The 15315-nt window shown below is 73.6% G+C and carries 13 protein-coding genes and 1 rRNA gene; 13 read left to right on the forward strand and 1 reads right to left on the reverse strand.

Annotated elements, in window-relative coordinates:
* The first annotated feature begins 126 nt into the window (after window positions 1-126).
* The 11 genes from pheS to L6241_RS10235 all read left to right on the forward strand — a co-directional run bounded on the left by pheS (window position 127) and on the right by L6241_RS10235 (window position 12211).
* Complete coding sequence (pheS, locus tag L6241_RS10185; protein WP_123090781.1) at window positions 127-1221, forward strand: phenylalanine--tRNA ligase subunit alpha; 1095 nt, start codon at window positions 127-129, stop codon at window positions 1219-1221.
* Window positions 1221-3743, forward strand: coding sequence for a phenylalanine--tRNA ligase subunit beta (pheT, locus tag L6241_RS10190; RefSeq protein ID WP_368246046.1), 2523 nt, complete (start codon window positions 1221-1223; stop codon window positions 3741-3743). Before pheS ends, pheT begins: the two co-directional genes overlap by 1 nt.
* A 92-nt stretch (window positions 3744-3835) precedes the next feature.
* On the forward strand, window positions 3836-4879 hold the full coding sequence (gene argC / locus L6241_RS10195; protein WP_368246048.1) for an N-acetyl-gamma-glutamyl-phosphate reductase: 1044 nt from the start codon (window positions 3836-3838) through the stop codon (window positions 4877-4879).
* 5 nt (window positions 4880-4884) lie between these two features.
* Window positions 4885-5307, forward strand: a complete 423-nt coding sequence (locus L6241_RS10200) for an ACT domain-containing protein (protein WP_068274431.1) — start codon at window positions 4885-4887, stop codon at window positions 5305-5307.
* Window positions 5304-6455: a bifunctional glutamate N-acetyltransferase/amino-acid acetyltransferase ArgJ gene (gene argJ / locus L6241_RS10205; protein WP_252973825.1), complete on the forward strand. Its 1152-nt coding sequence runs from the start codon at window positions 5304-5306 to the stop codon at window positions 6453-6455. The genes L6241_RS10200 and argJ overlap by 4 nt, the downstream gene beginning before the upstream one ends.
* A 52-nt stretch (window positions 6456-6507) precedes the next feature.
* Window positions 6508-7464 (forward strand): acetylglutamate kinase, encoded by a 957-nt coding sequence (argB, locus tag L6241_RS10210; protein ID WP_224766806.1) that lies wholly within the window; start codon window positions 6508-6510, stop codon window positions 7462-7464.
* Window positions 7461-8678, forward strand: a complete 1218-nt coding sequence (locus tag L6241_RS10215; protein WP_368246050.1) for an acetylornithine transaminase — start codon at window positions 7461-7463, stop codon at window positions 8676-8678. Before argB ends, L6241_RS10215 begins: the two co-directional genes overlap by 4 nt.
* On the forward strand, window positions 8675-9619 hold the full coding sequence (gene argF / locus L6241_RS10220; protein WP_368246052.1) for an ornithine carbamoyltransferase: 945 nt from the start codon (window positions 8675-8677) through the stop codon (window positions 9617-9619). Before L6241_RS10215 ends, argF begins: the two co-directional genes overlap by 4 nt.
* The gene (locus L6241_RS10225; RefSeq protein ID WP_191563442.1) at window positions 9616-10122 is read left to right on the forward strand and encodes an arginine repressor; all 507 of its coding nucleotides are present in this window, start codon (window positions 9616-9618) and stop codon (window positions 10120-10122) included. The genes argF and L6241_RS10225 overlap by 4 nt, the downstream gene beginning before the upstream one ends.
* Window positions 10119-11561, forward strand: coding sequence for an argininosuccinate lyase (gene argH, locus L6241_RS10230; protein ID WP_368246055.1), 1443 nt, complete (start codon window positions 10119-10121; stop codon window positions 11559-11561). Before L6241_RS10225 ends, argH begins: the two co-directional genes overlap by 4 nt.
* A 26-nt stretch (window positions 11562-11587) precedes the next feature.
* Window positions 11588-12211 (forward strand): DNA-3-methyladenine glycosylase, encoded by a 624-nt coding sequence (locus L6241_RS10235; RefSeq protein ID WP_368246057.1) that lies wholly within the window; start codon window positions 11588-11590, stop codon window positions 12209-12211.
* Here the strand turns inward: L6241_RS10235 and L6241_RS10240 are convergent.
* Window positions 12198-13094 (reverse strand): phosphotransferase, encoded by an 897-nt coding sequence (locus tag L6241_RS10240; protein WP_368246059.1) that lies wholly within the window; start codon window positions 13092-13094, stop codon window positions 12198-12200. The genes L6241_RS10235 and L6241_RS10240 overlap by 14 nt on opposite strands.
* Window positions 13095-13216: 122 nt before the next feature.
* Between L6241_RS10240 and tyrS the strand changes: the two genes are divergently transcribed.
* Both tyrS and L6241_RS10250 read left to right on the forward strand, forming a co-directional pair.
* Window positions 13217-14476: a tyrosine--tRNA ligase gene (gene tyrS / locus L6241_RS10245; RefSeq protein WP_368246061.1), complete on the forward strand. Its 1260-nt coding sequence runs from the start codon at window positions 13217-13219 to the stop codon at window positions 14474-14476.
* 626 nt (window positions 14477-15102) lie between these two features.
* Window positions 15103-15315 (forward strand): 16S ribosomal RNA (locus L6241_RS10250); the annotation flags it as partial.

The following is a 15315-nucleotide window of genomic DNA, read 5'->3' on the forward strand; positions in this document are numbered from 1 at the left end:
CCTTCGTCGGTCGGGCAGGTCGGCCCGGCTGCGTCGTCGGGCCCTGGCCATCGTCACCCCTGCCGCCCGCGAGCGCGAGCGAAACCGCGGTGAGATCTCCCGCGGGCATTACCTAGACTCTCAGGCGTGTCCGGACCCAACACCAGCTACGACCCCGTCGAGGTGGCCGCGCTCGCGCCCGCCGCCGTCGAGGAGGCCGTCGACGCCGCCCTCGCCGCGATCGCCGCCGCGAGCTCCCTCGAGGAGCTCAAGGCCGTGCGCCCCGCCCACCAGGGGGACAAGAGCCCGCTGGCCCTGGCCAACCGAGAGATCGGCGCCCTGCCCCCGAGCGCCAAGGCCGAGGCCGGCAAGCGCGTCGGGCAGGCCCGCGGCCGGGTGGCCCAGGCCCTCACGGCCCGCCAGGGAGAGCTCGAGGCCGAGCGCGACGAGCGGATCCTGCGCGAGGAGACCCTCGACGTCACCCAGCGCGCGGCCCGCCGCCCGCTCGGGCGCCGGCACCCCATCGAGCTGATGTCCGAGCGCATCGCCGACCTCTTCGTCGGCATGGGCTGGGAGATCGCCGAGGGTCCGGAGGTCGAGGCCGAGTGGTTCAACTTCGACGCGCTGAACTTCGACGCCGACCACCCCGCGCGCCAGATGCAGGACACCTTCTACCTCGAGCCCGCCGACGCCGGTCTCGTCCTGCGCACCCACACCTCACCGGTCCAGGCGCGCTCGCTCATCGAGCGCGGCGTGCCGCTCTACGTCGCCGCGATCGGCCGCGTCTTCCGCACCGACGAGCTCGACGCGACGCACATGCCGGCCTTCCACCAGGTCGAGGGCATCGCCGTCGACGAGGGGCTGACGATGGCGCACCTCAAGGGCACGCTCGACCGGCTCGCGACCTCGCTCTTCGGCGAGGGCATCACGACGCGGCTGCGCCCCTCGTACTTCCCCTTCACCGAGCCGAGCGCCGAGATGGACCTGCGCTGCTTCGTGTGCCGCGGCGAGGACCCCGACTGCCGTACGTGCAAGGGCACGGGCTGGATCGAGTGGGGCGGCTGCGGGATGGTCAACCGCAACGTCCTCACGGCGAGCGGGGTCGACCCCGACCGGTACACCGGCTTCGCCTTCGGGATGGGCATCGACCGGGCGCTGATGTTCCGGACCGGGGTGTCCGACATGCGCGACATGATCGAGGGTGACGTGCGATTCGACGCCCAGTTCGGGATGGAGATCTGATGCGGGTACCCGTCGACTGGCTCGGCGAGCACGTCACCCTGCCCGACGGGGTGAGCGGCCTCGACGTGGCCGCCGCCCTCGTGCAGGTCGGGCTCGAGGAAGAAGGCCTGCACACCGGTGACGTCACCGGCCCGCTCGTCGTGGGCCGGGTGCTCACCCGCGAGCCGGAGGAGCAGAAGAACGGCAAGACGATCAACTGGTGCACGGTCGACGTCGGCGACGCCAACGGCACCGGTGAGCCCCAGGGCATCGTCTGCGGCGCGCACAACTTCGACGCGGGCGACCTCGTCGTCGTCATCCTCCCCGGCGGGGTGCTGCCCGGCGGTTTCGAGATCTCGGCGCGCAAGACCTACGGGCACGTGAGCGCCGGGATGATCTGCTCGGTCGCCGAGCTCGGCATCGGCGAGGACCACGACGGGATCCTCGTGCTCACCGACCGTCCCGACGCCTCCTCGCTGCAGCCCGGCCAGGACGCGATCCCGCTCCTCGGCCTCGACCGCGAGACCGTCGAGATCAACGTCACCCCGGACCGCGGCTACTGCTTCGCCGTGCGCGGCGTCGCCCGCGAGTACGCCCACTCGACGGGCGCCCCCTTCGTCGACCCGGCCCTCGCGCTCGCCGAGCGCGCCCCGGCGGCCGGCGCCGGCGGCTACCCCGTCGAGCTGCGCGACGACTCCCCGGTGCGCGGCCGTCCCGGCTGCGACCGCTACGTCGCCCGCGTCGTGCGCGGCATCGACGTCTCCGCGCCCACGCCGGACTGGATGGCGACGCGGCTCACCGAGGCGGGCATGCGTCCGATCTCGCTGCCCGTCGACGTGACGAACTACGTCATGCTCGACCTCGGCCAGCCGCTGCACGCCTTCGACGTCGCGACCCTCGACGGGCCGGTCGTCGTGCGCCGCGCCCGCGACGGCGAGCGGCTCACGACCCTCGACGACGTCGAGCGCGCCCTCAGCCCGCAGGACCTGCTCGTCACCGAGGGGGGCGAGCGCGTGCTCGCCATCGCCGGTGTCATGGGCGGCCAGGACAGCGAGGTCGGTCCGTCGACGACGGACGTCCTGCTCGAGGCGGCCCACTTCGACGCGGTGTCGGTCGCCCGGACCGCCCGCCGTCACCGGCTGCCCTCGGAGGCGTCGCGCCGCTTCGAGCGCGGCGTCGACCCGCAGCTCGCCGCCGCTGCCGCCCAGATGGCCGTCGAGCTGCTCGTCGAGCACGGGGGCGGCACGGCCGACCCCGGTGTCACCGACGTCGGCGAGCCGCTGCGCCCCGAGCCGGTGCGCATGGCCGCCGACCTGCCCGGCCGCGTCGTCGGCGTGCCCTACGACGGCCCGACCGTCGAGCGCCGCCTGCGCGAGATCGGCTGCGAGGTGAGCACCGAGGACGAGACGTACGTCGTCGTCCCGCCGACCTGGCGACCCGACCTCACGACGGGGGAGGACCTCGTCGAGGAGGTCGCCCGGCTCGAGGGCTACGAGGCCATCCCGTCCGTGGTCCCGACCGCGCCGGGCGGCCGCGGGCTGACCCACGGCCAGGGCGTGCGCCGTCTGCTCGCCACCGTGCTCGCGGCGCAGGGTCTCTCCGAGGTGTGGAACCCGCCCTTCGTCGGCGACGCCCAGCACGAGGCCCTCGGGCTCGACGCAGCGGCCGAGCGCGAGCGCACCCTCGTCGTCGCCAACCCGCTCTCCGACGAGCAGCCGCTCATGCGCACCCGCGTGCTCACGACGCTCGTCGAGTCGCTGCGCCGCAACCTCGCCCGCGGGGCGAAGGACGTCGCGCTCTTCGAGACCGGGCTCGTCGTGCAGCGCGAGGGCGAGCAGCAGCCCGCGCCGACCGCCGACGTCGGCGTGCACCCGGACGCCGAGACGCTCGCGGCGATCCGCGCGGCCGTCCCCGCCCAGCCCCGGCACCTCGCCCTCGTCCTCGCCGGCGACCGCGACCGCGCCGGCTGGTGGGGTGCGGGTCGTCGTGCCGACCTCGCCGACGTCGTCGAGCTCGTCACCCAGCTCGGCGAGGCGCTCGCGCTGCGCCTGACGCTCGAGGCCGACGACGTCATGCCCTACCACCCCGGTCGCTGCGCCCGGGTGACCACGGCCGACGGCGTCCTCGTCGGCCACCTCGGCGAGCTGCACCCGAAGGTCGTCGCCGCGCTCGGCCTCCCGGAGCGCACGGTGGCCGCCGAGATGGACGTCGACGTCCTCGTCGACGCCAGCGGCGTGCCCGTGCAGGCGCGCACGCTGTCGGGCTACCCGGCCGCCCGCACGGACGTCGCCCTCGTCGTCGCCGAGGACGTCGCGGCATCCGGGGTCGAGCTCGCCCTGCGCTCCGGCGCCGGGGACGCGCTCGAGTCGGTGGCCCTCTTCGACGTCTACCGCGGCGACCAGCTCGACGCGGGTCGCAAGTCGCTCGCCTACCGGCTGACCTTCCGCGCGCCGGACCGCACGCTGACGACCGACGAGGTGAGCGCGCTGCGCGACCGCGCGGTTGCCGCGGCGGGCCGGGCCACCGGCGCCGTCCAGCGCTGACGCGTCGCTCGCCCGGGGCGCCGACCCCGGGCGAGCGGCTGTGCACCACCCCGGTCTGCATAACTTCTAGCGATAGCGTATATTCATACATCGTGGTCACAGCAGCAGTCGCAGGAGCGAGCGGGTACGCCGGGGCAGAGATCCTCCGGCTCCTCCTCGCGCACCCCGAGGTCGAGATCGGCGCGGTCACCGCAGCCGGCAACGCCGGGAGCCGGCTGGGCGACATCGCCCCGCACCTCTCCCCGCTCGCCGACCGGGTGCTCGCCCCGACCGAGGTCGAGCAGCTCGTCGGGCACGACGTCGTCTTCCTCGCCCTCCCGCACGGCCACTCGGCGGCGATCGCCGCCCAGCTGCCGCAGGACTGCGTCGTCGTCGACTGCGGCGCCGACTTCCGGCTGCGCGACGAGTCCGCGTGGACGACGTACTACGACACCCCCTTCGCCGGGACCTGGCCCTACGGCATGCCCGAGCTCGTCGCCCACGACGGGACCAAGGCCCGCGAGCAGCTGCGCTCGGCACGCCGCATTGCGGTGCCCGGGTGCTACCCGACGGCCGTGAGCCTGGCCCTCGCCCCGGCGCTGTCCGCCGGTGTCGCGCGCGCCCAGGACGTCGTCGTCGTCGCCGCCTCCGGCACGTCCGGTGCCGGCCGCTCGCTCAAGGCGCACCTCCTCGGCTCGGAGGTCATGGGGGCGATGTCCCCCTACGGCGTCGGTGGGGTCCACCGCCACACCCCCGAGATCGAGCAGAACCTCGCCCTCGCCGCGGGCACGGACGCGAGCGTGTCCTTCACCCCCACCCTCGCGCCGATGCCCCGGGGCATCCTCGCGACCGCGACCGCGCCGGCCGCCGAGGGCGTCGACGTCACCGCCGTGCGGGCCGCCTACGAGCAGGCCTACGCGGACGAGCCCTTCGTCCACCTGCTGGCGCAGGGCACGTGGCCGCGCACGGGCGACGTCGTCGGGTCCAACCTCGTCCACGTGCAGGTGACCCTCGACGAGCGCGTCGGCCGCGTCGTCGCCGTCGCCGCGGTCGACAACCTCACGAAGGGGACCGCCGGCGCCGCCGTGCAGTCGATGAACCTCGCCCTCGGCCTGCCCGAGACCACGGGGCTGCCGCTCGCGGGGGTCGCGCCGTGAGCCGGATGCCGCTGCACCTCATGCGTCACCCCGACCGTCTAGTCGTCGCCCGGCTCGCCGCCGGCGAGGAGCCGACGTGGGACGTCTTCGGCGGGGCCTTCTCCTCGATCACCCGCACCGCCGACGAGACCTCGATCATGTGCGACGCGCACCTCGTGCCCGCCGACGTCCGCCAGGAGGGGCCGTACATCCCCTTCGAGGTCGCCGGACCGCTCGACTTCGAGCTCGTCGGGGTCATGCACGACCTGCTGACGCCCGTCGTCGCCGGCCGGATCAGCATCCTCGCGATGTCGACCTACGACACCGACTGGGTCCTCGTCCCCGAGGCGCGGGCCGACGACGCCGCGACCCTGTGGCGCAAGCACGGCTTCGTCGTCACCCCGACGTCCCTGTCGGGCTGGCGCCCGGACCCCCAGGAGGGCTCATGAGCACCACCGTCCCCGCCGGCTTCCGCGCGGCCGGCGTCACCGCCGGTCTCAAGGCGAGCGGTCGCCCCGACGTCGCCGTCGTCGTCAACGACGGCCCCGACCACCACGCGGCCGTCGTCCTCACCTCCAACCGCGTCCAGGCGGCCCCCGTCGTGTGGACCCGGCAGGTGCTCTCCGACGGCCGGGTCGACGCGGTCGTGCTCAACTCCGGCGGTGCGAACGCGTGCACCGGGCCCGAGGGCTTCGCCGACACGCACCGCACGGCCGAGCACGTCGCCCTGGTGCTCGGGGTCTCCGCCGGTGACGTCGCCGTGTGCTCGACCGGTCTCATCGGCGAGCGGCTGCCGATGGACGCGCTGCTCGGCGGTGTCGACGCGGCCGCGGCCGCGCTCTCGACGGACGGCGGCGCCGACGCCGCCGAGGCGATCATGACGACCGACACCGTGAGCAAGACGGCGACCGCGAGCCGCGACGGCTGGTCGGTCGGCGGCATGGCGAAGGGGGCGGGGATGCTCGCGCCGGCCCTGGCGACGATGCTCGTCGTCGTGACGACGGACGCGGTGACGTCCCCTGAGGTCCTCGACGCCGCGCTGCGCGAGGCGACCCGCACGACCTTCGACCGGGTCGACTCCGACGGCTGCCAGTCGACGAACGACACCGTGCTCCTCATGGCATCCGGCGCGAGCGGGGTGCCCGTCGACCCCGACGAGCTCACCGAGGCCGTCCGCGAGGTGTGCTCCGAGCTGGCCCGCGCGCTCATCGGCGACGCCGAGGGCGCGAAGCACGACATCGCGATCACCGTGCGGGGCGCCGCGAGCGAGGACGACGGCCTCGAGGTCGCCCGGTCCGTCGCGCGCAACAACCTCTTCAAGTGCGCGGTCTTCGGCGAGGACCCGAACTGGGGCCGCGTGCTCGCCGCCGTCGGCACGACCCGGGCGGTCTTCGAGCCCGACCGGCTCGACGTGAGCATGAACGACGTGCAGGTCTGCCGCGCCGGGGGAGTGGGCGAGGACCGCTCGGCCGTCAGCCTCGCCGGCCGCGAGGTGAGCGTCGTCGTCGACCTCCACGCGGGCGAGCACGAGGTGACGGTCTGGACCAACGACCTCACCCACGACTACGTCCACGAGAACTCCGCCTACTCCACCTGACCGGGAAGTGATGCGCGTGACCCCGCCCCCTTCGTCCGACCCGAGCGCCACGCTGCGCGGTGCGATCGACGCGGCCGCGCTGCGCGTCGCCCGCACCAAGGCGACGACGCTCGTCGAGGCCCTGCCCTGGCTCGAGCGCTTCCGCGGCTCGCTCGTCGTCGTCAAGTACGGCGGCAACGCGATGACCGACGACGCGCTCAAGCGTGCCTTCGCCGAGGACGTCGTCTTCCTGCGCTACGCCGGGCTGCGCCCCGTCGTCGTCCACGGCGGCGGACCGCAGATCGCGGCGATGCTCGACCGGCTCGGGCTCGAGAGCGAGTTCAAGGGCGGGCTGCGGGTGACGACCCCCGAGGTCATGGACGTCGTGCGCATGGTGCTCATGGGGCAGGTCGGGCGCGAGCTCGTCGGGCTGCTCAACCAGCACGGCCCCGTCGCCGTCGGGCTGTCGGGCGAGGACGCCGGTCTCTTCGGCGGGCGCCGCCGTGGGGTCGAGATCGACGGGCAGCACGTCGACATCGGTCTCGTCGGCGACGTCGAGCACGTCGAGCCCTCCGCGGTGCAGGACGTCCTCGACGCCGGTCGCATCCCCGTCGTGTCGACGATCGCCCCCGACCTCGACGTCGAGGGCCAGGTCCTCAACGTCAACGCCGACACGGCCGCGGCCGCGCTCGCCGTCGCCCTCGGCGCGCACAAGCTCGTCGTGCTCACCGACGTCGAGGGCATCTACGCCGACTGGCCCGACCGCGACAGCCTGCTCAGCCAGCTCTCCGTCTCCGGCGCGCGCCGGCTCCTCGAGCGCGTCGACGCCGGGATGATCCCCAAGCTCGAGGCCTGCATCCGCGCCGTCGAGGGCGGCGTGCCGCAGGCGCACGTCGTCGACGGCCGCCAGCCGCACTCGATGCTCCTCGAGATCTTCACCCGCGAGGGCATCGGCACGATGCTCGTGCCCGACGGCACCGAGGCCGCGGCGGCGGCCGACGAGGCGCTCGTCTCCGGGAGCCCGTCGTGAGCGCGGGTGAGGAGCGCACCTCGAGCCAGGCGGAGTGGCTCGAGCGCTACGGGGCGAGCCACATCGGCGTCTTCGGCGCCCCGGGCCTCGTCATCTCCCGCGGCGAGGGCTGCTGGGTCTGGGACGTCGACGGGCGGCGCTACCTCGACCTCGTCTCCGGCATCGCGGTCAACGCGCTCGGGCACTCGCACCCCGAGCTCGTCGCGGCCATCAGCAAGCAGGCCGGCGAGCTCGTCCACGTCTCGAACTTCTTCACGACGACCGCCCAGGTCGGCGCCGCCGAGCGCATCCTGGCGGTCGCCGACGCCCCGGCGGGGTCCGGGGTCTTCTTCACCAACAGCGGCACCGAGTCGGTCGAGGCGGCGATCAAGCTCTCGCGCCGCACGGGCCGCAGCCGCATCGTCGCCCTCGAGGGCGCCTTCCACGGACGCAGCACCGGGGCGCTGGCCCTCACCCACAAGGCCGCCTACCGCGAGCCCTTCGAGCCGCTCATCCCCGACGTCGTCCACGTGCCCCCGGGCGACGTCGCGGCCCTGCGGGCCGCCGTCGACGAGAGCACGGCGATGGTGCTCCTCGAGCCGGTCCAGGGCGAGGCCGGCGTGCTGCCCCTCGACGGCGACTACCTGCGGGCCGCCCGTGAGGTCACCCGCGAGGTCGGCGCCCTCCTCGTCCTCGACGAGATCCAGACCGGCATCGGGCGCACCGGCGCGTGGTTCGCCCACCAGCACCACGGCGTCGTCCCCGACGCGATGACCCTGGCGAAGGGGCTCGGCGGCGGCGTGCCGATCGGCGCGCTCGTCACCTTCGGGCCGGAGACGACCACGCTCCTCGCGCCCGGCCAGCACGGCAGCACCTTCGGCGGCAACCCGCTCGCCTGCTCGGCGGCGCTCACCGTGCTCGACACCATCGAGTCCGAGGGGCTCGTGGCCCGGGCGGGAGAGCTCGGCGAGCACCTCGTCGCCGCGGTCGCCGCGCTCGAGGACCCCCGCCTCGGCCCGGTCCGCGGGCTCGGGCTGCTGCGCGCGATCCCCCTTCGTGGTCTCGCCTCGGCCGATGTCGTCGCCGCCGCCCGACGGGCGGGCTTCATCGTCAACCCCGTCGCCCCCGACGCGATCCGTCTCGCGCCGCCGCTCGTCATCACGGCGGCGGAGCTCGACGGCTTCGTCGCCGCCCTGCCCTCCATCCTCGACGACGCCACCCGGAGCAGCTCGTGACCCGCCACCTCCTCGCCGACGACGACCTCACCCCTGCCGAGCAGACCGCGGTCCTCGACCGGGCGCTCGCGCTCAAGGCCTCGCGCCACGCCGAGCGCCCGCTCGAGGGGCCCCAGGCCGTCGCGATCATCTTCGACAAGCCGACCCTGCGCACCCAGCTGTCCTTCACCACGGGCGTCGCCGAGCTCGGCGGCTACCCGATGGTCGTCGACGGCAACCTCGCCCAGATCGGCACCCGCGAGTCGGTCGCGGACGTCGCCCGCGTCATCGGCCGGCAGGTGAGCGCCGTCGTCTGGCGCACCCACGGTCAGGACCGCATCGAGGAGATGGCCCGCCACGCCGGGGTGCCGGTCGTCAACGCGCTCACCGACGACTACCACCCCTGCCAGGGGCTGGCCGACCTGCTGACGATCCGCGAGCACCGCGGCGACCTCGCCGGCCAGCACCTCGCCTACGTCGGCGACGGGGCCAACAACATGGCGCACACCTACCTGCTCGCCGGGGCGACCGCCGGCATGCACGTGCGCATCGGCACCCCCGCCAGCCACCAGCCGGACGCGGGGGTCCTCGCCCGGGCCGAGGCCGTCGCCGCGCAGACCGGCGGGTCGGTCGTCGTCACCGCCGACCCGGTCGAGGCGGTCGCCGGCGCCGGGAGCGTCGCCACCGACACGTGGGTGTCGATGGGGCAGGAGGACGAGCGCTCCGGCCGGCAGGGCGAGGGCTCCCCCTTCGCCCCCTTCGCGCTGAGCGCCGAGCTCTTCGCGCAGGCCGCCCCCGACGCGATCGCCCTGCACTGCCTGCCCGCCTACCGCGGCGTGGAGATCGCCGCCGACGTCATCGACGGGCCGCGCTCGGTCGTGTGGGACGAGGCCGAGAACAGGCTCCACGCGCAGAAGGCGGTGCTCGCCTTCCTCCTCGAGCAGCACCGGGACGGCACGTGATCGTCGCCAGCCGGCCGGGTCGTCAGGCCCGGATCGCCGAGCTGCTCTCGAGCCACGCGGTGCGCTCGCAGGCCGAGCTGCTCGAGCTGCTCGCGGCCGACGGCATCACCGTCACCCAGGCGACGCTGAGCCGGGACCTCATCGACCTGCGGGCCGAGCGGGTGCGCGTCGGACGCGCGCTCGTCTACGCGGTCCCGGGCGAAGGGGGAGACCCGACCCCGCGTCCCGCGGTCGGCCCCGACGAGCTCGACGACCGGCTGCGCCGGCTGTGCGAGGAGCTGCTCGTCACGGCGACGTCGAGCGAGCAGCTCGTCGTCGCGCGCACGCCCCCGGGAGCCGCCGGCTACCTCGCCTCGGCGATGGACCACGCCCGGCTGCCCGACGTCCTCGGCACGATCGCCGGAGACGACACGATCATGATCATCACGACCGGGGCGGGGGCGGCGGGCGACCTCGTGCGTCGGCTGCTCGCCCTGACCCACACGAACGAGGAGGAGCAGTGAGCGGTACCGAGCAGAGCAGCGAGAAGGTGAGCCTGTGGGGCGGACGCTTCGCGGGCGGGCCGAGCGACGCGCTCGCCGCCCTGTCGAAGTCGACCCACTTCGACTGGCGCCTGGCGCCCTACGACATCGCCGGCTCGCGGGCCCACACCCGGGTGCTCCACGGGGCGGGCCTGCTCGACGAGACGACGCGCGACGCGATGCTCGCCGGGCTCGACACCCTGCTCGCCGACGTCCTGTCGGGCGACTTCGCGCCCGGTGAGGACGACGAGGACGTGCACACCGCGCTCGAGCGCGGTCTCATCGAGCGCGCCGGCGCCGACGTGGGCGGCCGGCTGCGCGCGGGCCGCTCGCGCAACGACCAGGTGGCCACGCTCTTCCGGATGTACCTGCGCGACCACGCGCGGGTCGTCGCCGAGCACCTCCTCGCCGTCGTCGCCGCGCTCGTCGAGCAGTCGGCGGCGCACCCGGAGGCGGCGATGCCCGGGCGCACGCACCTCCAGCACGCCCAGCCGGTCCTGCTCGCCCACCATCTGCTCGCCCACGCGTGGCCGCTGCTGCGCGACGTCGAGCGGCTGCGCGACTGGGACGCCCGGACCTCGCTGTCGCCCTACGGGTCCGGCGCACTCGCCGGCTCCAGCCTCGGTCTCGACCCCGAGGCGGTCGCCTCCGACCTCGGCTTCGCCGGGTCGGTCGAGAACTCCATCGACGGCACCGCGGCGCGCGACTTCGTCGCCGAGCTGTCCTTCGTCTGCGCGATGGCGGCGGTCGACATCTCGCGCCTGTCCGAGGAGGTCATCCTCTGGGCGACGAAGGAGTTCGGCTTCGTCACCCTCGACGACTCGTACTCGACCGGGTCGAGCATCATGCCGCAGAAGAAGAACCCCGACGTCGCCGAGCTCGCCCGCGGCAAGGCCGGCCGGCTCATCGGTGACCTCGCCGGTCTGCTCGCGACGCTCAAGGCGCTGCCGCTGGCGTACAACCGCGACCTCCAGGAGGACAAGGAGCCGGTCTTCGACGCCGTCGACACCCTCGAGCTCGTCCTGCCCGCGGTCGCGGGGATGGTCGCGACGCTGCGCTTCGACACCGAGCGGATGGCCTCGCTCGCACCCCAGGGCTTCTCGCTCGCGACGGACGTCGCCGAGTGGCTCGTGCGCGAAGGGGTCCCCTTCCGCGTGGCGCACGAGGTGGCCGGGGCGTGCGTGCGGGTGTGCGAGGAGCGCGGCATGGAGCTGTGGGACCTCTCCGACGACGACCTCGCGCAGATCTCGCCCCACCTGACGCCCGCCGTGCGCGAGGTGCTCTCGGTCGAGGGCTCGCTCGCCTCGCGCGACGCGAAGGGCGGGACCGCCCCCGTCCGGGTGGCCGAGCAGCTGCAGCGGGTGCGCGAGACGCACGCCGACCTCTCGCAGTGGGCCGCGACGCGGGTCGTCGCCCGCTGAGCCGGTCCGTTGACCCGTCCCAGCCGATGACGCAGGCCCTGCCGCGCGCGTGGTTCGGGCGCGACCCCCTCGAGGTCGCGCCCGAGCTGCTCGGCTGCACCCTCGTGGTGCGCGGCGTCGGGCTGCGGATCACCGAGGTCGAGGCCTACCGCGGCGAGAGCGACCCCGGGTCGCACGGCTTCCGGGGGCGCACGCCCCGCACCGCGGTGATGTTCGGTCCCCCGGGGCACCTGTACGTGTACTTCACCTACGGCATGCACTGGTGCGCCAACCTCGTGTGCGCGTCCGACGGCGTCTGCGGCGCGGTCCTCGTGCGGGCCGGTGAGGTCGTCGACGGACTCGAGCTGGCGCTGGAGCGCCGACCCGGCGTCCGCGACCGGGACCTCGCCCGCGGCCCGGCCCGGCTCACCCGGGCGCTCGGCATCACCGGCGAGGACGACGGGGCCGACGTGTGCGGGGGCGACGACGCCCCCTTCGCCGTCCTCCCACCGGCGGCACCGGTGGACCCGGCGCGCGTGCGCAGCGGCCCGCGGGTGGGCGTCAGCGGTGCCGGGGGCGACGGTGTGCTCTACCCGTGGCGCTACTGGCTCGACGGCGAGCCGAGCGTCTCGCCGTACCGCGCGGCCAGGCCCCGGGTCAGACGCCGCTGAGGTCGTCGGCGACCTCGCGGAGCGCGCGGTCGCCGAGGGCGGCCAGGGGGTGCCGCCGCGGCGTGTAGTGCCAGGTCGCCAGGGCGCCCTGGACCGTCGCGAGAGCACGGGCGCGCGCCCAGACCGCGTCGTCGCCGCCGAGCAGGTCGCGCAGCCGCGAGCGCCCGGGCGCGTCGAGCACCCACCACGCCGGCGTGAGGTCCCACGCGGGGTCGCCGGTCGTCAGCGCGCCGAGGTCGAGCAGCCCGGTGAGGCGACCGTCGCGGTGCAGGAGGTTGCCCGGGATGAGATCGGCGTGGAGCAGCACCGGCGGGCCGGCGAAGGGGGCGGCCTCCCGCCCGAGGTCGAGGGCCCGTCGCAGGAGCCGCACGCGGTGGCGGTCGGCGAGGGCGGTGAGCACGCCGTCCGCACCGGCGGCCCGGGTGGCCACGTCACCGCCACGTGCCCCCCGCGGTGGGTCGAGCGAGACGTCGACCGCGCGGAGGGTTGCCACGAGGTCGGCGAGGTCGTCGGCCCAGGTCCGGGGGACCGGGCCGTCGACGACGACCGCGCAGAGGTCGTGCCCGTCGAGCCAGCTCAGGAGGGCCCAGGCGAAGGGGTACCCGGCGCCGGGCACCCCTTCGTGCTCGACCCGGGGCAGGGGCAGGGCGAGCCGGTCGACGAGGCGGGGGAGCCAGTGCAGCTCGGTGCCGAGCGACACCGCGGCTGGGGCGTTGCGGGGGAGCCGGGCGACGAGGTCGTGCCCCACCCGGACGAGCACGTGATCGGTCCCCGGGCCCTCGACGACCTGCAGCGGGGCGTCCGCCAGGTCGGGACGCTGCTCCTCGAGCAGCCGGCACAGCTGGTCGGCGTCGACGGGGGTGTCGCCGTCGTGGAGGGTCATGGGGCCATCCCATCACTGCGCGTCCATGCCCGGACGCCGGCTCGGGGCGTCGTCGCGCTTCGTGGCAGGCTGGGTGCGCCGCCTACGGCGGGCGGCGAGACGACGAAGGAGCCCGACGCACCGTGACTGACATCCTCGACGAGCTGACCTGGCGTGGTCTGGTGGCCCAGACCACCGACGAGCAGGCGCTGCGCGACGCGCTCGCCGCCGGCCCGGTCACCGTCTACTGCGGCTTCGACCCGACGGCGCCCTCGCTGCACTTCGGCAACCTCGTCCAGCTCATCCTCCTGCGGCACCTGCAGCGAGCCGGGCACAAGGTCATCGGTCTCGTCGGCGGCTCGACGGGCCTCATCGGCGACCCGCGGCCCACGAGCGAGCGGGTGCTCAAGACCAAGGAGCAGACGGCGCAGGACGTCGAGCGCATCGCCGCCCAGGTGCGCCTGATCCTCACCCCGGAGGACGGCGAGCCCCCGCTCTTCGTCAACAACCTCGACTGGACCGCGCCGATCTCCGCGCTGGACTTCCTGCGGGACTACGGCAAGTACTTCCGGGTCAACCAGATGATCAAGAAGGACGCCGTGGCCGCCCGGCTGGAGTCCGAGCAGGGGATCAGCTACACGGAGTTCAGCTACCAGATCCTCCAGGCGCTGGACTACCTCCACCTCTACCGCGAGCACGGCTGCACCCTGCAGACGGGTGCGCAGGACCAGTGGGGCAACATCACCGCCGGCACCGACCTGGTGCACCGCGTCGAGGGGGGGACGGCGCACGCGCTGACCACCCCGCTCATCACCGACTCGCAGGGACGCAAGTTCGGCAAGTCCGAGGGCAACGCCGTGTGGCTCGACCCGTCGATGACGAGCCCCTTCGCCTTCTACCAGTACTGGCTCAACGTCGAGGACGCCTCGGTGGTCTCGCTCGTGAAGATCTTCACCGACCGCACACCGGACGAGGTCGCCGATCTCGAGCGGCAGGTCCGCGACGAGCCCTTCCGGCGCGCGGCGCAGCGGCTCCTCGCCCAAGACGTCACGACGCTCGTGCACGGGGAGGCGGCGACCGCGCAGGCCCAGGCGGCGTCGGCCGCGCTCTTCGACAAGGGAGACGTCCGGGTCCTCGACGCGCAGACGCTCGCCGACGCGACGGCCGAGCTGCCCGGGGGAGCGGGCGCGGTCGGCGACACCGTCGTCGACGCCCTCGTCGCCAGCGGTCTCGTCGAGTCGCGCAACGCGGCCCGTCGTGCGGTGGCCGACGGGGCGGCGTCGGTGAACGGCGAGAAGGTCACCGACCCCGAGCGGGTGCTCACCCAGGAGGACTTCCTCCACGGCTCGACCGCCCTGCTGCGCCGTGGCAAGAAGGCCCTCGCGGCCCTGCGCCTGGGGTGAGCCGGGGGTGAGCAGGGGTGAGCCGGCCCCCTGTGGCGGGCGATTTGGCATCGCCGCGGATGGTCGTCTAATGTTCTCGATGTCAGCCCGAGAGGGAGGAACGGACACCAAGCGGCAGCCCTTGCAGGGTTGCACCAAGTAGGCCGGTCCCGCGAGCTGATCAACCACCACGAAGGTCTTCGTCGCAGCACTGCTGATGGCGAAAGAGCGAGTTGGAGCCGGTCCGAAGGGCCTGGTACGGTTGGAAACACACCGCAAGAAAACCAAGCGCGAGTCACCGGCTCCCTCACGAGGAAGATCACGGAAATCGCCCAAGATTGGATGCGGTAAGGTTTCACCAAGAGCCCCGAGCGAGACGCACGAGAGTGCAGACCAATCGGTGCGCGTCCGAACCTTGAGAACTCAACAGCGTGTCAAAAATCGATGCCAATACCTCGTCTTCAGAAGGTGCGGCGCACTCGCTTGATGGTGGGTGTGTGGTGCTGATGAAACGATATTTTAATCCTTTGGTTGACAATGATCATCTAGTATTTTTGCTAGTTGTTCTTGCTCAGCTGGGATGACAACCCTTTGTGGGTATCAGTATTTCACCGCGGTCCTTTTGGGGTTGTGGTGGGAGTTGAACATCAACGGAGAGTTTGATCCTGGCTCAGGACGAACGCTGGCGGCGTGCTTAACACATGCAAGTCGAACGGTGAACCTTGGAGCTTGCTTCGAGGGGATCAGTGGCGAACGGGTGAGTAACACGTGAGTAACCTGCCCCGGACTCTGGAATAAGCGCTGGAAACGGCGTCTAATACCGGATACGAGACGCAACCGCATGGTTAGTGTCTGGAAAG

The sequence above is a fragment of the Janibacter sp. Y6 genome (assembly GCF_040900765.1).
Classification (GTDB): Bacteria; Actinomycetota; Actinomycetes; order Actinomycetales; family Dermatophilaceae; genus Marihabitans; species Marihabitans melonis.

Bases quoted from the DNA above. Each gene is read 5' to 3' on its own strand.
- pheT (WP_368246046.1), top strand. From the start codon at position 1,221: ATGCGGGTACCCGTCGACTGGCTCGGCGAGCACGTCACCCTGCCCGAC.
- L6241_RS10200 (WP_068274431.1), top strand. From the start codon at position 4,885: ATGCCGCTGCACCTCATGCGTCACCCCGACCGTCTAGTCGTCGCCCGG.
- argJ (WP_252973825.1), top strand. From the start codon at position 5,304: ATGAGCACCACCGTCCCCGCCGGCTTCCGCGCGGCCGGCGTCACCGCC.
- L6241_RS10235 (WP_368246057.1), top strand. From the start codon at position 11,588: ATGACGCAGGCCCTGCCGCGCGCGTGGTTCGGGCGCGACCCCCTCGAG.
- L6241_RS10240 (WP_368246059.1), bottom strand. From the start codon at position 13,094: ATGACCCTCCACGACGGCGACACCCCCGTCGACGCCGACCAGCTGTGC.